This window comes from Saccharopolyspora sp. 6V, from assembly GCF_020176785.1.
Taxonomy (GTDB): domain Bacteria; phylum Actinomycetota; class Actinomycetes; order Mycobacteriales; family Pseudonocardiaceae; genus Saccharopolyspora_C; species Saccharopolyspora_C gregorii.
Genome location: NZ_JAIUKB010000170.1, coordinates 1 through 21,678, shown reverse-complemented (window position 1 = coordinate 21,678; position 21,678 = coordinate 1). Strand labels below are relative to the sequence as shown.

The 21,678-nt window shown below is 73.3% G+C and carries 18 protein-coding genes; 7 read left to right on the top strand and 11 right to left on the bottom strand.

The window, feature by feature from the left end:
* Positions 1 to 325: 325 nt before the first annotated feature.
* Positions 326 to 814: a MarR family winged helix-turn-helix transcriptional regulator gene (locus LCD35_RS27070; RefSeq protein ID WP_224959852.1), complete on the bottom strand. Its 489-nt coding sequence runs from the start codon at positions 812 to 814 to the stop codon at positions 326 to 328.
* An 82-nt stretch (positions 815 to 896) separates the two neighbouring features.
* On the opposite strand from LCD35_RS27070, the gene LCD35_RS27065 reads away from it, so the two are divergent.
* A complete protein-coding gene (locus tag LCD35_RS27065) occupies positions 897 to 1,688 on the top strand; it encodes a dioxygenase (RefSeq protein WP_224959851.1) in 792 nt (263 codons plus the stop codon).
* Between the two features lie 128 nt (positions 1,689 to 1,816).
* Here LCD35_RS27065 and LCD35_RS27060 read toward each other — a convergent pair whose 3' ends face one another.
* The gene (locus tag LCD35_RS27060; protein WP_224959850.1) at positions 1,817 to 2,773 is read right to left on the bottom strand and encodes a PHP domain-containing protein; all 957 of its coding nucleotides are present in this window, start codon (positions 2,771 to 2,773) and stop codon (positions 1,817 to 1,819) included.
* A gap of 81 nt (positions 2,774 to 2,854) precedes the next feature.
* Between LCD35_RS27060 and LCD35_RS27055 the strand changes: the two genes are divergently transcribed.
* A complete protein-coding gene (locus LCD35_RS27055) occupies positions 2,855 to 3,790 on the top strand; it encodes a LysR family transcriptional regulator (RefSeq protein ID WP_224966889.1) in 936 nt (311 codons plus the stop codon).
* Between the two features lie 68 nt (positions 3,791 to 3,858).
* Positions 3,859 to 4,926: a tartrate dehydrogenase gene (locus LCD35_RS27050; RefSeq protein ID WP_224959848.1), complete on the top strand. Its 1,068-nt coding sequence runs from the start codon at positions 3,859 to 3,861 to the stop codon at positions 4,924 to 4,926.
* Between the two features lie 76 nt (positions 4,927 to 5,002).
* On the opposite strand, the gene LCD35_RS27045 is transcribed toward LCD35_RS27050, so the two are convergent.
* A complete protein-coding gene (locus LCD35_RS27045; RefSeq protein ID WP_225045162.1) occupies positions 5,003 to 6,985 on the bottom strand; it encodes a cellulase family glycosylhydrolase in 1,983 nt (660 codons plus the stop codon).
* 228 nt (positions 6,986 to 7,213) lie between these two features.
* Between LCD35_RS27045 and LCD35_RS30185 the strand changes: the two genes are divergently transcribed.
* Positions 7,214 to 7,348, top strand: a complete 135-nt coding sequence (locus tag LCD35_RS30185; protein ID WP_255615664.1) for a hypothetical protein — start codon at positions 7,214 to 7,216, stop codon at positions 7,346 to 7,348.
* On the opposite strand, the gene LCD35_RS27040 is transcribed toward LCD35_RS30185, so the two are convergent.
* The 3 genes from LCD35_RS27040 to LCD35_RS27030 form a co-directional block, all read right to left on the bottom strand.
* Positions 7,349 to 10,966, bottom strand: coding sequence for a HAMP domain-containing protein (locus LCD35_RS27040; RefSeq protein WP_374108145.1), 3,618 nt, complete (start codon positions 10,964 to 10,966; stop codon positions 7,349 to 7,351).
* The gene (locus tag LCD35_RS27035) at positions 10,941 to 11,597 is read right to left on the bottom strand and encodes a response regulator transcription factor (RefSeq protein WP_224959844.1); all 657 of its coding nucleotides are present in this window, start codon (positions 11,595 to 11,597) and stop codon (positions 10,941 to 10,943) included. Before LCD35_RS27035 ends, LCD35_RS27040 begins: the two co-directional genes overlap by 26 nt.
* A gap of 392 nt (positions 11,598 to 11,989) precedes the next feature.
* Positions 11,990 to 12,214, bottom strand: a complete 225-nt coding sequence (locus LCD35_RS27030; protein ID WP_224959843.1) for a hypothetical protein — start codon at positions 12,212 to 12,214, stop codon at positions 11,990 to 11,992.
* A 143-nt stretch (positions 12,215 to 12,357) separates the two neighbouring features.
* On the opposite strand from LCD35_RS27030, the gene LCD35_RS27025 reads away from it, so the two are divergent.
* Positions 12,358 to 13,737, top strand: a complete 1,380-nt coding sequence (locus tag LCD35_RS27025; protein ID WP_224966887.1) for an NAD(P)/FAD-dependent oxidoreductase — start codon at positions 12,358 to 12,360, stop codon at positions 13,735 to 13,737.
* 66 nt (positions 13,738 to 13,803) lie between these two features.
* Entirely contained in the window at positions 13,804 to 14,121 is a 318-nt protein-coding gene (gene fdxA, locus LCD35_RS27020) for a ferredoxin (protein ID WP_224959841.1), read from the top strand.
* A gap of 22 nt (positions 14,122 to 14,143) precedes the next feature.
* On the opposite strand, the gene LCD35_RS27015 is transcribed toward fdxA, so the two are convergent.
* From LCD35_RS27015 to LCD35_RS27005, 3 genes are all read right to left on the bottom strand, one after another.
* Positions 14,144 to 15,799, bottom strand: coding sequence for a class I adenylate-forming enzyme family protein (locus LCD35_RS27015; protein WP_224966886.1), 1,656 nt, complete (start codon positions 15,797 to 15,799; stop codon positions 14,144 to 14,146).
* A 302-nt stretch (positions 15,800 to 16,101) separates the two neighbouring features.
* Entirely contained in the window at positions 16,102 to 17,247 is a 1,146-nt protein-coding gene (locus tag LCD35_RS27010; RefSeq protein WP_224966885.1) for a thiolase family protein, read from the bottom strand.
* 69 nt (positions 17,248 to 17,316) lie between these two features.
* On the bottom strand, positions 17,317 to 18,852 hold the full coding sequence (locus LCD35_RS27005; protein ID WP_225045161.1) for an acyl-CoA synthetase: 1,536 nt from the start codon (positions 18,850 to 18,852) through the stop codon (positions 17,317 to 17,319).
* A gap of 182 nt (positions 18,853 to 19,034) precedes the next feature.
* Between LCD35_RS27005 and LCD35_RS27000 the strand changes: the two genes are divergently transcribed.
* Entirely contained in the window at positions 19,035 to 19,685 is a 651-nt protein-coding gene (locus LCD35_RS27000; protein ID WP_224959836.1) for a TetR/AcrR family transcriptional regulator, read from the top strand.
* A 16-nt stretch (positions 19,686 to 19,701) separates the two neighbouring features.
* Here LCD35_RS27000 and LCD35_RS26995 read toward each other — a convergent pair whose 3' ends face one another.
* On the bottom strand, positions 19,702 to 20,439 hold the full coding sequence (locus tag LCD35_RS26995) for a GAF and ANTAR domain-containing protein (RefSeq protein ID WP_224966882.1): 738 nt from the start codon (positions 20,437 to 20,439) through the stop codon (positions 19,702 to 19,704).
* 187 nt (positions 20,440 to 20,626) lie between these two features.
* Complete coding sequence (locus LCD35_RS26990) at positions 20,627 to 21,391, bottom strand: 3-hydroxyacyl-CoA dehydrogenase (protein WP_225045160.1); 765 nt, start codon at positions 21,389 to 21,391, stop codon at positions 20,627 to 20,629.
* Between the last annotated feature and the right edge of the window lie 287 nt (positions 21,392 to 21,678).

The following is a 21,678-nucleotide window of genomic DNA, read 5'->3' as shown; positions in this document are numbered from 1 at the left end:
CCCCCCCCCCCCCCCCCCCCCCCCCCCCCCCCCCCCCCCCCCCCCCCCCCCCCCCCCCCCCCCCCCCCCCCCCCCCCGCGGCCGACGCGCCGGACGACGACGCCTCCGCGGGCGCATCACTCCCAGTCCACGACCGGCCCCGAACCCGAAGCGCGTTCGAGTCATCCACCCCGGCCACCGGCTCCTACAACGGATGGCCGACGCGAAACGAGCTCCACCACGGGGTGCTCGCACACGAGAACCTGCGGCCCTCCAAGCCGAACCCACGCATTTTCGATCTTGTCCCGGCAGGCTCCGGCGTCTTTCGGGCGCAGCCTCTCCGCGGTCAGTCGGTGAGGGGGCGGGTGCCCTTGTAGCCGTCCGGGTCGATGCGGCGGAGCATCGCGCCGCAGATCTCCCCCAGCTGCTGGACCTGCGGTCCGGTGAGCGCGTCGAGCACGAGGTCGCGGACTCGCTCGACGTGGCCGGGCGCGGCTTCGACGACCTTGCGGTACCCGGCGTCGGTGAGCTCGGCGAGGTTGCTGCGGCCGTCGCGGTCCGAGCGGGCGCGGCGCACCCAGCCGTTCTTCTCCAGCCGGGCCACCACGTGCGAGACGCGGGACGGCGAGGCGCTGGCTCGGGCGGCGAGGTCGCTCATCCGCAGCGACCGGTCGGGGCGCTCGGAGAGCATCGCCATCACCCAGTAGCCGAAGTGCGTGACGCCGGAGTCGCGCTGCAGCTGGGAGTCGAGCGCGGGCGGCAGCAGGGTCATGAGCATCGCGAGCTGGCGCCATGCCTTCTGCTCTTCGTCGGTCAACCAGCGCGGCTCGTCCACCGGACCAGTCTGTCAGACCGGTTGAGTCGACCTGCGGCTTTGCCTATCCTAATATTTGAAGCTTCAATCAAAGGAGTCGGCGATGACCGCACCGCACCCCGGGCCGATGCCTGCCCTCTACCTCAGCCACGGAGCGCCACCGCTGGTCGACGACGAGCTGTGGACCGGCCAGCTGGCCGGGTGGAGCGCCGCCCTGCCGCGCCCGCGCGCCATCCTGGTGATCTCCGCGCACTGGGAGTCCGCGCCGCTGATGCTCGGTGCCACCGACACCGGGGCGCCGCTGACCTACGACTTCACCGGCTTCGCCGAGCGCTACTACCGCACCGAGTACCGCAGCCCGGGCGCCCCGGAGCTCGCCGCGCAGGTCGCCGCGCTGATGCCGGACGCCGAACCGGTCGCGCACCTGCCACGACGCGGGCTCGACCACGGGGCGTACGTCCCGCTGACCGTGATGTACCCGGACGCCGACGTCCCGGTACTGCAGATGTCGCTGCCCACCTTGGACCCGACCCGGCTGCTGGAGATCGGGCGCAGGCTCCGGCCGTTGCGCGACGACGGCGTGCTGATCATCGGCTCCGGGTTCACCACGCACGGGCTGCCGTTCCTCACCGACCCGAGCCCGCGCGCCGCCGCGCCCACCTGGTCGCAGGAGTTCGACCTGTGGGCCGGGGAGGCGCTGACCCGCGGCGCCGTGGACGAGCTGGCCGCCTACGCCGACCACGCCCCCGGGATGCCGTACGCGCACCCGACGGCCGAGCACTTCGCGCCGTTGTTCGTCACCCTCGGTGCCGCGACCGACCCGGAGGCGCCGCCGGAACAGCTCATCGACGGCTACTGGATGGGCCTGGCCAAGCGCTCGTTCCAAGTGGCCTGACCGCCCGCGGCGAGATCGGACGGTCCTCGGCGAGGCCGGGCCGGTCCGCAGCGAGGCCGGGCCGGTCCGCGGCGAGCATCTGCCGAGCACGCCGGGAGAGAACGCCCGACGAGCGCCTCGGCACGACCTCAGCCCGCGTTGACGATCCGTTCCACCGGGATGCCGCAGCGCTCGGCGCGGGCGCACCCGTGGATCTGCCAGTCGAGCTGGCCCGGAGCGTGCGCGTCGGAGTCGATCGCGAACTGGCAGCCCAGCTCGAAGGCCCGCCCGAGCAACTCCATCGGCGGATCCAGCCGCTCCGGCCGCGAATTGATCTCGACGGCGACGCCGTGGTCGCGGCAGGCGCGGAACACCTCGTCCGGGTCGAACTCCGATGGCGGCCGCTTCGAGCGCAACCGGCCGGTGCAGTGCCCCAGCACGTCGACCTGCGGGTTCGCCACCGCCGCGCACAACCGGCGGGTCATCTCGCGGCGCGGCATCCGCAGCTTGGAGTGCACGCTCGCCACCACCACGTCCAGTTCGGCGAGCAGCCCGGGGTCCTGGTCCAGGCCACCGTCGTCGAGGATGTCGACCTCGATGCCGGGGCGGATGCGGAACGGGGCGAGTTCGGCGTTCAGCTCGGCCACCAGCTCCAGCTGGGCACGCAGCCGTTCGGCGCTCAGCCCGCGCGCGACGGTCAGCCGCGGCGAGTGGTCGGTGAGCGCGATCCACTCGTGGCCGAGGTCCCGCGCGGTGCGGGCCATCTCGGCGACGGGGCTGCCGCCGTCGGACCAGTCGGAGTGGGTGTGGCAGTCGCCGCGCACCCGGGCCCGCAGCTCGCGGCCCTCCTCCGGTTCGGGCGCGGCGGAACGCAGCCGCGCCAGGTAGTCCGGGGTGCGGTCGCGCACCGCCTGCTCGATGACGCCCGCGGTGGTGCGGCCGATGCCGGGCAGTTCGGTCAACCGGCCGTCGGCGGCGCGTCGTTCGAGGTCGTCGTGCTGGGCGACGACGTCGGCGGCGCGGCGGAACGCGCGCACCCGGAACGCGGGTTCGTCCGCGCGTTCCAGCAGGAACGCGATCTCCCGCAGCGCGGTACCGGGGTCCATCCCCCGTTGGTAGCCGGTCCTCGCCGCGGGCGCACTGCGGAGGGAGGATGCGCACGGGTCAGGACGGGAACGGGAGGCACGGTGGACGCGCGGCAGCTGGAGTACTTCGTCACGATCGTCGACGAGGGCGGGTTCCACCGGGCCGCGGAGCGCCTGCACGTCGCGCAGCCCTCGCTGTCGCAGGCGGTGCGGACGCTGGAGCGGGACGTGGGCGTGGCGCTGTTCCACCGGCTGGGCAGGCGGGCGGTGCTCACCGAGGCGGGCCGCGCGATGCTCGAACCGGCGCGCCAAGTGCTGCGCGACCTGGACACGACGCGGGCGAGCGTCGAATCGGTGCAGGGCCTGCGGTCCGGTCGGGTGCAGCTGGCGGTGCTGCCGTCGCAGTCGGTGCAGCCGCTGACCGCGATGATCGGCCGGTTCCACGCGGAGTGCCCGGACGTGCTGGTGTCGGTGCAGCCCGCGTTCACCCCGTCGGACGCCGCCGACCTGGTGCGCGGTGGCCGCAGCGAGCTGGGGCTGATCGGGGCGGCGGAGGACTTCGCGCTGCCGGGACTGCGTTCCCGCCTGGTGGAGCGGCAGCGGTTCGTGGTGGTCACCGCGCCCGGCGGGCCGTGGGAGGCGGATCGCGCGGTGCTGCGCCGCGCGGACCTGGCGGGGCAGCGGGTGATCACCTCGCCGGAGGGGAACCGGATGCGGCACGTGGTGGACGAGATCATCGCGCAGGGCGTGGACCTGCGGATCGTGGTGGAGACCGCGCACCGGGAGGCGATCCTGCCGCTGGTGCTGGCCGGGACGGGCATCGCCGTGCTCACCGCGGGGTGGGCGGAGTTCGCGCGGGCCGCGGGCGCCCGCGTCCTGGACCTGGAGCCGGTGGCGGAGCTGCGGATCTCGCTGATCCACCGCCCGGCCCCGCTCACCCCGGCCGCGCAGCGCTTCCTGGACCTGGCGCTGGCCAGGGAGGAGCTCGGGCCGGCGAGCGAGGAACCGGCGCCGGGACGAGACGAACTGGGGAGATAGGCACCGCCTATCAAGCGGATGCGCAGCCGGTCTTGGACGCCGCCGCGAGATCCGCGTTGGATGGCGGCATGTCCAGCTACGAGATCGCGGTCCTGCCGGGTGACGGCATCGGTACCGAGGTGATGCCGGAGGCGCTGCGCGTGCTCGACGCGGTGCGCGCCGAGTACGGCACCGAGTTCCGCTACCGGCACTTCGACTGGAGTTGCGAGACCTACCGGGAGACGGGCCGGATGATGCCGGCGGACGGCATCGACCGGCTGCGCGACCACGATTCGATCCTGCTCGGCGCGGTCGGCTACCCGGGCGTGCCGGACCACGTGTCGCTGTGGGGCCTGCTGCTGCCGATCCGCCGGGAGTTCGACCAGTACGTGAACCTGCGGCCGGTGCGGCTGTTGCCGGGGGTGACGCCGCCGGTTCGGGACAAGGCGCCGGGCGACATCGACTTCTGGGTGGTGCGGGAGAACACCGAGGGCGAGTACTCACGGCTCGGCGGGCGCCAGGGCGAGGGCACCCCGGCGGAGATGGTGCTGCAGACGGCGGTGTTCACCCGGCACGGCACCGACCGGATCCTGCGCTACGCCTTCGAGTTCGCCGAGCGGATCGGGAAACCGCACGTCACGTCGGGGACGAAGTCGAACGGGATCTACCACTCGATGCCGTACTGGGACGAGCGGTTCCGGGCGATCGCGGCAGAGCACCCGCAGGTCGCGGTGGACCAGGACCACATCGACATCCTGTGCGCCCGGTTCGTGATGTCGCCGGAGCGGTTCGACGTGGTGGTGGCGAGCAACCTGTTCGGCGACATCCTCTCCGACCTGGGGCCGGGGGTGACCGGCACGATCGGCGTGGCGCCGTCGGGGAACATCAACCCGGAGCGGCGGTTCCCGTCGACGTTCGAGCCGGTGCACGGTTCGGCGCCGGACATCGCGGGGCGCGGGGTGGCGAATCCGATCGGGCAGATCTGGTCGGCGGCGATGATGCTGGACCACCTCGGCGAGCAGGACGCCGCCGCGGACGTGGTGCGGGCGATCGAGTCGGTGCTGGCGGCGGGCGCGGTGCGCACTCCGGACCTGGGTGGGTCGGCGAGCACCGCGGACCTCGGGAAGGCGATCGCCGCGGAGATCGGCGCGGCGTGACCGCGGCGGGCCGCGCACCTCGCGGGTGCGCGGCTCGCGCGTACGCGGCACGCGGGTCCGCGGCCGGGCGCGCGGCTCAGCCGGGGAAGTTGTGCTGGAGCCAGCCGGTGAGTTCCGCCCGCGCCGCGGCGAGCCGGTCGGGGGCGGGAGCGCCGGGGCCGTTGGCGATGAGCGCGACGTGCACCGCGCCCGGGTCGTCGGGCGCCGACAGCAGCAGCCGGGAGTCTTCGGTGCGGCGAACGGCGTCCGCGTCGAGGTCGGAGAGCACGGTGGTGGCGCGCTCGCCGAAGGTCGCGGGCAGGTGCAGCTCGGTCGGCGCGGTCCCCGGCCCGTCCCGCCACACGAGCGCGGGGGGCTGCCCGTCGCCGACGACCTCGCGCAGCGCGGGCAGTTCGGCGGGGATCCGGTTCCAGGTGAGGGTGGTGTCCCCGTCGCGGGAGCGGTCCTCGTAGCTGAACGCGAGCGTGCTGCCGTCCACCGCCCGCGGGTACAGCCGGTCCAGCACCCGGGGGTCGGCGCGCAGCCCGAGGGTGCCGGTGTCGTCGCGGTGCACGACGGAGAAGTCCTCGCCGTTCCACCCGTCGGCGTCGGTCCGCACCTTCTCCGGGTTCCCGTTCATCTCCTCGTGGTGCCTGTCGTGGTAGACGTCCCACTGCCACTGGGTTCCGGAGAGCACCGGCCCGGATTCGGCGGGCCGCTGCCACCAGTCGGCGCCGGGCAGCCGGGAGTCCATGCCCTGGTAGAGGCCTTTGAGGACGGTCGGGAACTTCTCGGCGGTGTTCCCGCCGAGCGGATGCCCGAACTCGGAGACGAACCCGGTGGTGCCGAGGTCGGCGGCGCGGTCCCGGATCTCGGCGAAGTCCGCGGAGTTCTCCCCGTCCCGGGCCTTCCCGTACAGCCCGGATTGGGCGAGGGCGTGGTAGAAGTGCGCGTTGAACACGTACCGGGTGCCGAGCGCGTCGAGCTCGGTGAACCCGCCGGGCTCCCGCACGAACGGCACGTTGTTGTTCCAGAACAGCGCGGGTTCGACGTAGGCAGGTTTGTCCTGCCAGCCGGCGCGGTCCATCGCGGCCCGGAACTCCTCGAAGAACGGCCACAGCAGGTCGCGTTCCCATTCGGCGGCGTCCTGGCCGTCGTCGAGTTCCCCGGCGTGCGGCTCGTTCATCGGGTCGAAGCCGAGGACGCGCTGGAACTGGGCCGGGGTGAGGTGGGTGGCCAGGTGGCGCAGCGTGATCTCGGCCTGGTCCAGGAACGCCTCCCGCACACCGACCAGGCCTGCTTCCGTGGGGATGCGGCGGTCGTGCCAGAAGTCGGCCTTGGCCTGTTTCACCGCCTGGTTGTTCATCATGTTCTGCCCCCAGTGGACGCAGATCCCGCAGCTCTCCGGCGGGTAGTCGCCGCCGTCGACGACCCAGTCCGGTGCGCCGTCGCCGGTGTACCAGCTGTCAGGCCGGAACAGGTGCCGGGAGTAGAGGTCCTGGTGGTAGTCGGGCAGCACCCAGAACCCGGCGTCGGCGAACGCGGCGATCTGCTCGGTGACCTGGCGCAGGTAGTCGTGGTCGATGCGGTCCGGGGCGGGCTGCACCCGTTCCCAGGACAGCAGGAAGCGGACGGCGTTGGCGCCGGTGCTCTCGCGCAGCGCGGTGGCCGATTCGCGGGCGTCCGCGGTGTCGGCGAAGGGCAGGTTGCCGTTCTCGGCGAGCTTGACCTCGCCGGAGATGTTGAAGCCGCGCAGCACGACCTCCCGGCCGTGCCCGTCGCGGTAGGACGCTCCGTTCGCGGACGGCACGAGGGTGAGGGTGCGGGCGGCGGCGTCGGCGGGCGCCGCGGCGCCGGGCGGGTCCGCGGGCGCTGCGGCACCGGGGACGTCCGCGGGCGCTGCGGCACCGGGGACGTCCGCGGGCGCTGCGGCGCCGGGGACGTCGGCGAGTGCATCGGCGCGGGGTACGTCGAGTGCTGCGGCGCGGGCGACCTCGGCGGGCGGCGGTGCGGCGTGCGCGAGCGGGAGCGGGAACGCGACCAGCGACAGCGCGCAGACGGCGCCGAGCGAGCGGATCATGCGCCACAAGCTACGAACCGGGCGGTCCACCCACAACCATGAAACGTGAACAGCGTTCATCTTTCATTCGTTCGGCGCAACGCGCACCGACCCGCGCCCGCGAGCACCCGCGACCCCGGTTCCCGGTACCGGGACCACGGCGCCTACGCTGGACGTTTCCGGCCTCGTCAGTCCCCCGAGCGGGGCCGGAATCCCCGACCCCCGGAATCCCGAACCGCTGGACCCACCATGAGCACCGGACCGGAACCTCGGCACCAGCACGGCGTCGACCACTTCGACGCGACCTTCGCCCGCGACCTCGTCTGGGCGCAGCGGCTGCGCGAACAGCTCGCCGAGCTCCCCACCACCGACGACGAGCGCTGATCAGGCTCCCGGGCCGGGCCCCGGTCCCGGGTCGAGCCCGAGCTGCTCGGCCAGCAGCCGCAGCAACCGCTCCGCGTCCACCGGTTTCGTCACGCACTCGGTCGCCCCGGCTTCGAGGCTGCGCTCCCGGTCCCCCGGCATTGCCTTCGCCGTCACCGCGATGATCGGCAGGCCCCGGTGCCGCGGGATCCGCCGGATGGTTCGGATCGTGGAATCCCCGTCGAGCTCCGGCATCATCACGTCCATCAGCACGATCGCCACGTCCTCGTTCTCCTGCAGCGCACCGAGCCCGGCGATCCCGTTGTCCGCGTGCACCACCCGCAGGCCGCGCTGCTCCAGCAGGGCGGTGAGCGCGTAGACGCTGCGCGGGTCGTCGTCGACCACCAGCACCCGCTGGCCGGTGAACCGCGGCACCGCGTCGCGCCCCTCGCCGGGTTCCGCGCCGGTGAGCTCGCCGAACGAGGCGGTGGATTCCCAGTCCAGCAGCGGTGGATCGATGCCTTCGGCGGCCACGTCGAAGTGCACCTCCGCGCTGCTCGGGGCGAGCTCGGCCACCGGCGGGGCGGTGAGCCCGGCGATCGCCGCCGGAGGCGCGGGGTCGTCCTCGGCGTCCGGCTCGGCATCGGGGCCTTCCGGCGGCAGCAGCAGGGTGAACGTGCTGCCGCGGCCCGGTTCGCTGTCCACGGCGAGCCGCCCGCCGAGCAGCGCGGTCAGCTCCCGGCTGATCGACAGGCCCAGCCCGGTGCCGCCGAACTCGCGCACGATCGTCCCGTCGCCCTGCTGGAACGCCTCGAAGATCCGGCCGAGCTTGCCCGCGGGCACCCCGATCCCGGTGTCCGCGACCGAGAACGCGACCTGCCCGGAGCCGCGGTCCCGGTCGATGCGCAACCGCACCGAGCCGCGTTCGGTGAACTTCACCGCGTTCGACAGCAGGTTGCGCAGGATCTGCTCCAGCCTGCTCTGGTCGGTGCGGATCGTCGCGGGCACCGAATCCCCCGCCACGGCGGTGAATTCGAGCCCCTTGTCCTCGGCGACCGGCCGGTACTGGGCGTCCAGGTGCCGGACCAGTTCGGCGGTCGGCACGTCCTCCGGCAGCACCGTCATCCGCCCCGCCTCCACTTTGGACAGATCCAGCACGTCGTTGATCAACGCCAGCAGGTCGCTGCCCGCGGCGTGGATGGTGCGGGCCAGGTCCACCTGCTGCGAGGTGAGGTTGCCGTCGACGTTGTCGGCGAGCAGCTTCGCCAGGAGCAGCGAGCTGTTCAGCGGGGTGCGCAGCTCGTGCGACATGTTCGCCAGGAACTCCGACTTGTACGCCGAGGCCTGGGAGAGCTCGCCCGCGCGTTCCTCCAGCTGCTGGCGGGCCTGCTCGATCTCGCTGTTCTTGATCTCGATGTCCCGGTTGCGGGCGGCCAGCTGCTCGGCCTTCTCGGCGAGTTCCGAGTTGGAGCGCTGCAGCTCGTTCTGCTGCTGCTCCAGCTGCTCGGACCGGGCCCGCAGCTCGCGGGCGAGGCGCTGCGATTCGGCCAGCAGTTCCTCGGTGCGGGTGTTGGCGAGGATCGTGTTGACCTCCACCCCGATGGTCTCCTGCAGCCGTTGCAGCAGGTCCAGGTGCAGCGCGCTGAACTCGTGCACCGAGGCCAGTTCCAGCACGGCCAGCACCTCGTCCTCGAACAGCACCGGCACCACGACCACGCCGACCGGTTTCGCCGCGCCCAGCCCGGAGCTGATCCGCAGGTACTCCGGCGGGGTTTCGCGCACCAGGATCGTGGTGCGGTCCGCGGCGGCCTGCCCGACCAGCGACTGCCCCAGCTCGAAGCGCTCCGGGGTGCCCGCGTGCGGGAGCCCGTAGGCGGCGGTGCGGGTCAGCTCCGGCGCACCGTCCGAACCGGGCAGCGCCAGGTAGAACGCGCCGTACTGCGCGGAGACCAGCGGCACCAGCTCGGTCATGATCAGCGAGGCGAGGGAGTGCAGCTCGGCGCGGCCGCGCATCAGGCCGGACAGCCGGGTGAGGTGGGTCTTGAGCCAGTCCTGCTCCTCGTTGGTGCGGGTGGTCTCGGCTAGGTTCGAGATCATCGCGTTGATGTCGTCCTTGAGCTCGGCGACCTCGCCGCTGGCCTCCACGGTGATCTGCCGGGTGAGGTCACCGCTGGTGACGGCGTTGGCGACCCCGGCGATGGCCCGGACCTGGGTGGTGAGGTTCCCGGCGAGCCGGTTCACGCTCTCGGTGAGCCGCCGCCAGGTGCCGGAGACGTCGGCGACCTCCGCCTGGCCGCCGAGCTTGCCCTCGGTGCCGACCTCGCGGGCCACCCGCGTCACCTCGGAGGCGAACCCGGACAGCTGATCCACCATCGTGTTGATCGTGGTCTTGAGCTCCAGGATCTCGCCCTGCGCGTCCACGTCGATCTTCTTGGACAGGTCTCCCCCGGCGACGGCGGTGGTGACCTGGGCGATGTTGCGCACCTGGTTGGTCAGGTTGCGGGCCATCAGGTTGACGTTGTCGGTGAGGTCCTTCCACGTCCCGGCGACGCCCGGCACCCGCGCCTGCCCGCCGAGGATGCCTTCGGTGCCGACCTCGCGGGCCACCAGGGTGACCTGCTCGGCGAAGGAACCGAGGGTCTCCACCATGCCGTTGATCGTCGCGGCCAGCGCGGCGACCTCGCCCTTGGTCTCCACGGTGATCTTCTTGGACAGGTCGCCGCCCGCGACCGCGGAGGCGACGGCGGCGATGTTGCGGACCTGCGCGGTGAGGTTGTCGGCCATCAGGTTGACGTTGTCGGTGAGGTCCTTCCAGGTGCCGCCGACGCCCGGCACCCGCGCCTGCCCGCCGAGCTTGCCCTCGGTACCGACCTCCCGGGAGACGCGGGTGACCTCGTCGGCGAACGCGGAGAGCTGGTCCACCATCGTGTTCAGCGTGTTCTTCAGCTCCAGGATCTCGCCGCGCGCGTCCACGTCGATCTTCTGGCTGAGGTCGCCGCGCGCCACCGCCGCGGCGACCTGCGAGATGTTGCGGACCTGCGCGGTGAGGTTGTCGGCCATCAGGTTCACCGAGTCGGTCAGCCCGCGCCACGTCCCGGCCACGCCGGGCACCTGCGCCTGACCGCCGAGCCTGCCCTCGCTGCCGACCTCCCGGGCCACCCGCGTCACCTCGGAGGCGAACAGCGACAGCTGGTCGAGCAGGTCGTTGAACCGGGAGGCGACGTCGCCGAGCCCGCCGGGCAGCCGCTCCCCGGAGCGGCGCGGCATCCGCTGCGACAGGTCCCCGGCGGCGACGGCGCCGAGGACGCGGCTGAGCTCGCCGACGGGCCGCAGCAGCGAGTCCAGCAGTTCCTCGACGGCCCGTTCGGCCTCCCGCCAGCCGCCGGTGCCGCCGAACGCGGCCGCCGGGCGCGGCCACTCCCCGCGCGACGCCGAGCCGGTGACCCGGCGCAGTTCGGCGATGAGCCGCTGGTTGCGCTCGGCGAGGTCGTTGAACGCCGCGGCCAGCTCCGCGTCCGGGCCGGCGACCGCGAGCCTGCGGCGGAAGTTGCCGTCCCGCAGGTCCCGCAGACCGGCGAGCAGCCGCTCCCGCCCGGGGTCGGCGGTCACCGGGTCATCCCTTGCCGCGCGCGCCGCGATCCAGCCGCAGCTCGGTGGCCAGCACGGCGGCCTCGCTGCGGTGGCGCATCGCCAGCTTCGCCAGCATCTGCGACACGTAGTTCTTGATGGTCTTCTCGGCGAGGTACATCCGCTGCGAGATCTCGCGGTTGGTGAGTCCTTCGCCGATGAGCTCCAGCACCTCCCGCTCCCGCGAGGTCAGCTCGCGCAGCGGGTCGGCGCGCTCCTGCTCGCGGCGCAGCCAGGACAGCATCGCCTCGGTCTTCTTCGGGCTCAGCAGCGAGCGGCCGGAGCCGACGGTGCGCAGCGCGCTGAGCAGCTCCTCGCTCACCACGCCCTTGAGCACGAAGCCCGACGCCCCGGCCAGGATCGCGTCCAGCAGCGCCTCGTGGTCGTCGAACGAGGTGAGCATCAGGCACCGCAGGCCCGGCTGCCGCGATCGCAGTTCCCGGCACAGCTCCACGCCGTTGCCGTCGGGCAGCCGCACGTCGAGCACCGCCACGTCCGGGTCGTGCTGCGGCACCAGCGCCAGCGCCTCGGTCGCGGACGCCGCCTCGCCGATCAGCTCCAGTTCGGGGTCGGATTTCACCAGGGCCGCCACACCCCGCCGGATCACCTCGTGGTCGTCGACCACGAACACGCGCATCGCCATCTCGCTCGCCGGCCTCCCTCGTGGATCACCGCGGACACCAGGGCACCGACCAGGATAGGCACGAGCGGGCGTTATGCGCCCGGGGCGGAGTGGCGTCGATCTCGCAGTTCGAGCGGGGAAACGGGGACGACCGCGGTGCCGCCCAGCCCCGGGCTGAGGCGGCGGGCGTACCAGGACAGCTGGCACTGCTCGCGGCAGAAGTCGTCGGACGGGCTGGAGGACGGGATCGGTTCGCGGCAACTCGCACAGGTCATCATCGCTGCACCGCCTCCTCTGGAGGGCACCGTGGCAAGGTTCGTGCACCCCAGTGCACCCCCCGGTTGTTCCACCTGGGTTGCGCCCAGGTCACGGAACGGCGCCCACGGCGGTGCGGCGAACGGCGCAGCGCGGCCTCAGCCGTCCCGCATGAGGCGGTCGAAGGCGGCGTTGGCGTGCGCCCACTCGGCGGTGAGCACCGCGTCGCGGTCCTCGGCCGCGGTGGTGACGACGAAGCCGGGTTCGGCGACGCGGCGGCGCAGCTGGACGAGGTGCCCGGCGGCGGACCGCCCCAGCCGTTCGCCGTTGTCCCGCGGGACGCTCTGCCCGGGTGCGAGTTCGGTGGTGTCGGTGTCGGCCATGGTTCCGTTGTAGCCACCCTCGCGACTCGTCGCAGGACAGCGGCGAGGCGCGTGCGGCGACGGCGCGGCAGTGGTGCGCTGGGGGCGGCAGAGGTGACCGGGACGCCGGACCTCGGGACGACGACGCGAACGAGGAGCGACGGATGGCAGCCGAAGAGGTCGACGTGGTCGTGATCGGCATGGGGCCCGGTGGGGAGGACGTCGCCGGGCGCCTGGCCACGGCGGGGCTGGACGTGGTGGCCGTGGAGGCCCGGCTGGTCGGCGGCGAGTGCCCGTACTACGCGTGCATCCCGACCAAGATGATGGTGCGCGGCGCGGACGCGCTCGGCGAGGCCCGCCGGGTGCCGGAACTGGCCGGTTCCGCGACGGTGCGGCCCGACTTCACCCCGGTCGCGGACCGGATCCGGGACGAGGCCACGACCGGCTGGGACGACGCGGCCGCGGTGCAGCGGTTCGAGAAGACCGGCGGCCGGTTGGTGCGCGGCCGCGGCCGCATCACCGCTCCCGGCGAGGTGACGGTGACCGGCGGCGCGCAGCCGCGGACCTTCCACGCGCGCCGGGGGATCGTGCTCAACCCGGGCACCGAGCCGGTGGTGCCGCCCGTGGAGGGTCTCGCGGGCACGCCCTACTGGACGAACCGGGAGGCGGTGGCGGCGCGGGAGGCGCCGGATTCGCTGCTGGTGCTCGGCGCGGGGCCGGTGGGACTGGAGTTCACCCAGGTCTTCGCCCGGTTCGGCAGCGCCGTCACCCTCGTCGACAACGGGCAACGCGTGCTCGGCCCGGCCGAACCGGAGGCCTCCGCGGTGCTGGAGCGGGTGCTGCGTGCCGAGGGAGTCGACGTGCGCACCGGAACGGCGGTGCGGCGCGTCTCGCACGACGGGGACCTGTTCCGCGTCGAGTTCGACGGGGGCGAGCCGGTGCGGGTGCGGCGGCTGCTGGTGGCGACCGGGCGGCGCACCGACCTGGCGGAGCTCGGCGTCGGCGCGGTCGGGCTCGACGAGAACGCCCGCACGATCCCGGTGGACGGGCGGTTGCGCGCCGCCGACGGGGTGTGGGCGATCGGTGACGTCACCGGGCACGGCGCGTTCACCCACGTCTCCGTCCACCAGGCGCCGATCGCGGCGGCCGACCTGCTCGGCACCGGTGGTACCGCGGCCGACTACCGGGCGGTGCCGTCGGTGACGTTCACCGATCCGGAGGTGGGCATGGTCGGGCTCACCGAATCCGCCGCGCTGGAGCGGGGGTTCCGAGTGCGCACCGGCATCGCGCAGCTCCCCGCCACGCCGCGCGGCTTCATCCACGGCCCCGGCAACGACGGTCTGGTCAAGGTGGTGGCCGACGCGGACCGGGACGTGCTGGTCGGGGCGACGGCGGTGGCCCCCGGCGGCGGTGAGGTGCTGGGGGCGCTGTCGGTGGCGGTGCACGCGGAGGTGCCGCTGGCGGTGCTGCGGCAGCAGATCTGGGCCTACCCGACGTTCCACCGGGCCATCTCGGCGGCGCTGGAGGACCTCGGCACCGGCTGAGCGGGAGGTTTGAGCGGGGCCCGCACCGGGGAGGCCGCCAGGTGGAACCGATGTTCGGAGGCCCCGTTGACCTACGTGATCACCGAACCGTGCGTGGACGTGCTGGACCGCTCCTGCGTGGACGAGTGCCCGGTGGACTGCATCTACGAAGGCGGCCGGATGCTCTACATCCATCCGGACGAGTGCATCGACTGCGGCGCCTGCGAACCCGTCTGCCCGGTGGAGGCGATCTACTACGAGGACGACGTGCCGGACGAGCAGGCCGCCTACACGCAGGCGAACGCGGAGTTCTTCACCGAGCTCGGTTCGCCGGGCGGCGCGGCCTCGGTCGGCAAGGTGGACCGGGACGTCCCGCCGATCTCCGACCTCCCGCCGATGGCCTGACCCGGGTGGCCGCCCGGGGACGTCAGGGGGCGAGTTCGCGGCGGAGGTCGCGCTTGAGGACCTTGCCGGTGCTGGTGCGCGGCAGCGGCCCGGTGCGCAGGTGCACCTTCTCGGGCACCTTGAACGCGGCGAGGCGTTCGCCGACGTGGGCGCGGAGCTCGTCCGCCCCGGCCTTCGCGCCGTCGTGCAGCCGGACCACGGCGGCGACCTGCTCGCCGAGCTCGCGGTGCGGCACGCCGACCACGGCGGCGTCGGCGACGTCGGGGTGCTCGAACAGCGCGGCCTCCACTTCGGCGCAGTAGACGTTCTCGCCGCCGCGGATGACGATGTCCTTGATCCGGTCCACCACGTGCACCCGCCCGTCGGTGCGGTGCCCGAGGTCGCCGGTGCGGAACCAGCCGTCGCTGAACGCGGCCGCGGTGGACTCCGGGTCGTTCCAGTAGCCGCGCACCACGTTGGGCCCGCGGAACCAGAGCTCACCGATCTCGCCGTCGGGCAGGTCCTGCTCGGTGCCGGGGTCGACGACGCGCAGCTGAGCGCCGGGGACGCAGCGGCCGACGCTGTCGGGGTGCTCGACGTACTCGGGCCCGGTGTTGTTCACCACCGCCGAGGTGGTCTCGGTGAGCCCGTAGCCGTTGCCGGGAGCGACGTCCGGGGCGAACGCGGTGTGCACCAGCCCCACCAGGTCCGGCGGGATCGGCGCTCCGCCCATGTTCACCACTTCCACGGTGGACAGGTCGCCGTCGGCGTGCCGGGCGAGGTCGCGCAGCACGGTGGGCACGCCGGCCAGCGTGGTGAGCCGTTCCTGCCGCACCAGGTCGATGGCCTCGTCGGCGTCCCAGCGGTACAGGGTGGCGATCTTCGCCCCGGCGAGGGTCGCCGAGCACATCCCGGACAGGCCGGCGATGTGGAAGATCGGGAAGGTGAGCAGCACCCCGATCCGCGCGTCGGGGCCGGGTTCCACACCGGCGGCGAGCTGCCCGGCACGGCGGCCGAGCGCCATGTTCCACAGGTTCGTGCAGTGGTTGCGGTGGCTGGCGACGGCGCCCTTGGGGCGTCCGGTGGTGCCGGAGGTGTACATGATGGTCGCGTCGTCGTCCGGTGCCACCACCACGTCCGGCAGCGAGTCCACCGGATCGAGGCCGGTGAGCAGGTCCGCCCAGCAGCGCACCCCTTCGGGCGGGCCGTCCCCGCGCACCTGCACGACGTCGAGGTCGCCGAAGTCGGGGGCGAGCTCGGCGACCCGTTCGGCGTCGGCGAACAGCACGCGCGCCCCGGAATCGGCCAGCGCGTAGCGCAGTTCCGGCGCGGTCCACCACGCGTTCAGCGGTACCGCGACGAGTCCGGCGGCCTGCACGGCCCAGAAGATCGGCGCCCACTCCGGGTAGTTGCGCATCGCGATCGCGACCCGGTCGCCCGGGTCGAGGCCGAAGTCGGCGCGCAGGCTCCGGGCCAGCCCGGCGGCGGTCCGCAGGTGTTCGGCGTAGCTCCAGCGCTGCTCGCCGAACACCAGGTAGTCGGCGTCGCCGTGGGCGGCGGTGCTGATCAGCACGTCGCGGAGGGTCTGCGGTCCGGTCGCGTAGACCCGCATCGGGATGCCGCGGACCTCGGCGTCGACCAGTTCGAACTCGCCGCCCGGTCCGGTCAGGCCTGCCAGCAACCGCTCCCGATCCGCCATGCCGCGACTCCTCCCCGGTCCACGCCGACCGGTCGATTCCACGATCGGATCCAGTCTGCGGTACCGGACGGTCTCGGGACCAGCCCCCGAACCGCCGCCGCGCCGGGCACCTCCGGACGAACGGGACGAGCACGGCCGGGGCTCCGGTGGCGCGGGTTCGCAGCGGTTCCCCCGCGAGGACGGCGATGTCGCCGCGCCTGGCCCTGCGGCAGAAATCGCGGCCGCACCGGGGGAACCGGCAGCGGGGGAACCGCTCACCCCGGTGCCGCGCGGCGGAAGCGGGCGGGACGGGCGGTGGGACCTCAGACCAGCTCCAGGATCGTCGCGTTGGCCTGGCCGCCTCCTTCGCACATGGTCTGCAACCCGTACCGCGTTCCGGTGTCCCGCAGGTGGTGGACCAGGGTGGTCATGATCCGCGCGCCGCTGGCGCCGAGGGGGTGGCCGAGGGCGATGGCGCCGCCGAGCGGGTTGAGGGTCTTCGGGTCGGCGCCGATCTCGGCGAGCCAGGCGAGCGGGACGGGCGCGAAGGCCTCGTTGACTTCGAAGGCGCCGATCCGGTCGAGCTCGATCCCGCTGCGCCGCAAGGCCTTGCGGGTGGCGGGGATGGGCGCGGTGAGCATGATGACCGGGTCGTCCCCGGCGAGCGAGGCGGTGTGCACGCGGGCGAGGGGGCGGAGTCCGAGCTGCGCGGCCTTCTCGCTGGTGGTCATGAGCAGCGCGGCGGAACCATCGCTGATCTGGGAGCTGTTGGCGGCGGTGATGACGCCGTCCTCGCGGAAGGCCGGCTTGAGCCCGGCGAGCTTGTCGGTGGTGCCGCCGCGGCGGATGCCCTCGTCGCGGTCGACGACGGTGCCGTCGGGTGCGGTGATGGGCAGGATCTGGCCGTCGAAGGCGCCGGAGTCCTGCGCGGCGGCGGCCTTCTCGTGCGAGGCGAGGCTGAACTCGTCGAGCCGGGTGCGGCTGAACCCCCAGCGTTCGGCGATCATCTCGGCGCCGATGCCCTGGTTCGGCGGGTCGCCCAGGTAGCGGTCGAGCAGTCGGGTCCCGAAGGGGTCGGCGCCCTGGGCGGCGCTGCCCATCGGGACGCGGCTCATGGATTCGACGCCGCCCGCGATGACGACGTCGTAGTGCCCGGCGATGAGCCCGGCGGCGGCGAAGTGCGCGGACTGCTGCGAGGAGCCGCACTGGCGGTCGACGGTGACGCCGGTGACGGTGTCGGGCCAGCCCGCGGCGAGCACGGCGTTGCGGGCGATGTCGAGGGTCTGCTCGCCGACCTGGCCGACGCAGCCCCAGATGACGTCGTCGACCTCGCCGGGGTCGAGGCCGGCCCGGCCGACGAGCGCTTCGAGGACCTGGGCGGACAGGTCGACGGGGTGCACTCCGGACAGCGCGCCACCGCGCTTGCCGACGGGGGTGCGGACGGCTTCCACGATCACCGCGTCACGCATGGTGTTCCTCCCACCGAGAAAAACGGTCAACTCTGACCGTCAACGAGATCGACCGGCTCCGCGTGACGGTCACGCGGACGCGTACCGGGATTTCAGGGCGCCTTTCACGAGCTTCCCGGTCGGCGTGCGGGGCAGTTCGGCGAGGAAGTCGACGCTGCTGGGCACCTTGTAGTGCGCGATCCGGGCGCGCACGTACTCCAGCAGCTCCCGCTCCAGTTCCGGGCCCGGTTCCGCACCGGCCGCGGGCTGCACCACGGCCTTCACCGACTCGCCCATCTCCGCGTCGGGCACGCCGATCACCGCCACGTCGGCGATGCGCGGGTGCAGCGCCAGCAGGTCCTCGACCTCCTGCGGGTAGATGTTCACCCCACCCGAGATGATCATGAACGCCTTGCGGTCGGTGAGGAACAGGAAGCCCTCGTCGTCCAGGTAACCGACGTCGCCGACCGTCGCCCAGGCCGGGTGCTCCGGATGCCGCGCGGACCGGGTCTTCGCCGCGTCGCCCCAGTACTCGAAGGACTGCTCCTCGCGGGCGAAGTACACGGTGCCGACCTCGCCGGGCGGCAGCTCGCGGCCGTCGTCCGCGCAGATCCGCAGCTCACCGAGCACCGCGCGCCCCACCGAACCGGGTTTCCGCTGCCACTGCGCGGAATCGATGAACGTCATGCCGATGCCCTCGGTCGAGGAGTAGTACTCCAGCAGGATCGGCCCCCACCACTCGATCATCGCCCGCTTCACCTCGGCCGGGCACGGCGCGGCCGCGTGCACCGCGACGCGGTGGCTGGAGAGGTCGTAGCGGTTGCGCACCTGCGCGGGCAGCTTCAGCATCCGCACGAACATCGTCGGCACCCACTGGCTGTGCGTGACGTGGTGGCGTTCGATCGAGCGCAGCGCCAGTTCCGGATCGAACTTCTCCATCAGCACCACGGTCCCGCCGAGCGCGTGCGTGGACGCGCAATAGCGCAGCGGCGCCGCGTGGTAGATCGGCGCGGGCGAGAGGTACCGCGAACCGGGACCGATCCCGTACAGCCGCGCGACGACCGGGGTGAGCACGTCGCCTTCCTCGTGCACCTGCCGGTCGGGCAGTTCCGGGCGGATCCCCTTGGGGCGCCCGGTGGTTCCGGACGAGTACAGCATGTCCGCGCCGCGCGGCTGGTCCGCCGGCGGCCGCGGCGAGCAGCGGGCCAGCGCGGCCTCGTAGTCGGCGAACCCGGCGACCTCGCCGCCGAAGGCGAGTCGCACCCGCAACCCCGGCACCAGCGCGGCCACCTCGGCGGCGGCCGCGGCCAGGGCGGCGGACACCACGAGCGCGCCCGCGCCGGAATCCTCGACGACGTAGGCGATCTCGGCCGGGGTGAGGTGGCTGTTGACGGCGGTGACGTAGAGCCCGGAGCGCACCGCGGCCCAGTACACCTCGAACGCGGGCGGGGTGTTGTCGGTCAGCAGCGCCACCACGTCGCCGCGGCGCAGCCCGGCCTCGCGCAGCGCGTGCGCCAGCCGGATCGACCGCTCCTCCAGCTCCCCGTAGGTCAACCGCTCGCCCGATCCCGCCATGATCACGGCGGGCCGGTCCGGGTCGGTCGCGGCGTGGGCACCTGGGTACATGGCGGTTCCTCCTCGAACCTCGGCCACGCCGCGGGCCTCCGCCGCCCGGCGAAGCGGCGGAGGCCACGGCGGAACCCGGTGCGGGCACCGGGCCCGGCCCGAGCCTGGCACCGCCGCACCACGACGGTCAATGCCGACTGCTTCCCTGCCGGGAGGTTTTCCGGGCCGGGTACGCTGACCGGGTGGTTCGGTCCGGCACGGCTAAGACGACGGCTCCCGGCGCACCGCGCACCCGCGAGGAGCGCACCGCCGACAGCAGAGCGCTGATCCTCGACGCCGCCGTGGACTGCCTCATCGAGCACGGCTACGCGGGCGCCTCCACCTTGGTGATCCAGGCGAAGGCCGGAGTGTCGCGCGGGCGGCTGCTGCACCACTTCCCGTCCCGGGACGGACTGCTGGTGGCGGCCGCGCAGCACCTGGCGAACACGCGGCTCGCGCAGACCAGCGTGCACGCCGAGCACAAGCTCGCCGACGAACCGGACGGCCCCGCGCGGGTGGACCGGTGCATCGAACTGCTGTGGGCGACGTTCCAGGAACCACACTTCTGGGCGGCGATCGAGCTGTGGACGGCCGCGCGCACCAACCCGGCGCTGGCCGCGGCGCTGCTGCCGGAGGAGCGCGGGCTGCGCGCCGCGATCCGGGAGGCCACCGACGGGATCTGGGGCCCCGCGGTGCGCGCGCACCCGCGGTACGAGCTGCTGCGGGAGTTGCTGTTCACCAGCATGCGCGGCGCGGCGATGCCCTACGCCTTCGAGGACCGCTCCCCCGCCACCGACCCGCACCTGGCGCTGTGGAAGGACCTGGCCCACCGGTTGCTGGACGACGAGGACTGACCGAGGCCGGGCGCGATCACCGCTCGGAGCGGTCCGAGCCGGTCGCGGGACGGGGGGCATCGCCGGGGTTCTCGTGCTCGCGCACCACCCAGGCGGCCACTTCGGTCAGCTTGATGTTGGCCTCCTTCGACGCCCGCACCAGCAGGTCGAACGCCCGCTGACCGGAGATGCCGTACTGGGCCATCAGCAGCCCCTTCGCCTGGCCGATCCCGTCCCGCGACGCCACCGCTTCGCCGAGCTGGCGCTGTTCTCGCGCACCGGAGAGCGCCAACGCGGCGTGCGCCGCGAAGATCTCACCGATCAGGCGGCTCTCCTCGCCGAAGCGGACGTCGTGGCCGCCGTAGAGGTTCAACGCTCCCAGGGTGTCCTGCTGCACGAACAACCGGAACGAGATCAGGCTGCTCGCCCCGAGCCGGTGCGCCCGTTCCGCGAAGCGCGGCCAGCGGGTCTCCGTCGCGAAATCGTCCACCAGCACGGTCTCGTGCTCCCAGATGGCGTCCAGGCACGGCCCTTCGCCCAGCTCCTGCTGCGCCTCGTCGCACAGCCGCACCAGTTCTTCCGTCGGCACCCGCGCCCGCACCTTCCGCCGGTGCACCTGCGTGATCCCGCCGGAGACGACCCCGGGCACCGTCCCGACGGCGGACCGCACGATGCCGGCCAGGGTCTCCTCCTCGCTCGATTCCGCTTCCAGGTTCCTGGCGAGCGTGCTCATGGTGCGCGCGAGTCCGTGGCGCGGGTTCTGATCATCGGTCACGGCGACTCCTCCGGCTCGTAGCTCGCCGTGCGGCGCCGGGTGGTCCCGCACGACTCGGCCGGGCCGTACGTCCGGGTGGCGCGACCCGACCTTCGACGCTGCGTGCTGAGACCCTCTCATCCGAGGGCCCGCAGCACACCCGCCGCGATCCCGCGGCGGGCAGGCCGGATCACGCACCACCGGACGCTCAGCGCGGGGCCATGCGGATGGCGCCGTCGAGGCGGATGACCTCGCCGTTGAGCATCGGGTTGGCGACGATGTGCTCGGCGAGCGCGCCGAACTCGTCGGGTTCGCCGAGCCGCGAGGGGTGCGGGACCTGTTCGCCCAGCGACGCCTTGACCTCCTCGGAGGCACCGGCCAGCAGCGGGGTGTTGAACAGGCCGGGCGCGATGGTGACCACCCGGATGCGGTGCTCGGCGAGGTCGCGGGCGATCGGCAGGGTCATGCCGACGACGCCGCCCTTGGACGCGGAGTAGGCAGCCTGCCCGACCTGGCCGTCGAACGCGGCGGCGGAGGCGGTGTTGATGATGACGCCGCGCTCCTCCCCCACCGGCTCGTGGGTGATCATCCGTTCGGCGCCGAGGCGCAGCACGTTGAAGGTGCCGATCAGGTTGATGTTGATGATCTTCGTGAAGGCCGCGAGCGGAAACGCGCCGTGCTTGCGGCTGACCACCCGCAGCGCGTTGCCGAGCCCCGCGCAGTTCACGACCACCCGCAGCGGCCCGAGCTCCCGGGCGGCGTCGAGCGCCGCGGCGACCTGGTCCTCGTCGGTCACGTCGGCCGCGGCGAACCGGGCCCGCTCGCCGAGGTCGGCGGCGACCTGCTCGCCCGCCGAGGTGGGCAGGTCCAGCAGCACGACGCTGCCACCGGCCGCGACCAGCCGCTTCGCGGTGGCCAACCCGAGCCCGGACGCCCCTCCGGTGATGACTGCGACGCCGCCGGTGATGTCCATGCGCTCCTCCTCGTCCCAGCGGGACCACCCGGGCCCCGACCAGTCAGCAATGACCGTTTTCTACGGCACCCGGCGCACCGACCGCAAGAATCCGCCACCGAACCGGGGTGGGCGGACCATTGAACCGACCAGATCGGACGAGCGGCCCGTTCACCCCGCCTGCCAGGCCCGAGTGAACGGGCCCGTGGGCCCACGAGGTTGGGCGCACGGGGCCGTGACACCCCGGGCGGGGGGGCCCCATTTGGGGGCGCCGGGGGGTTTGCGGCACCGCCACCCGGCCCCGCGGG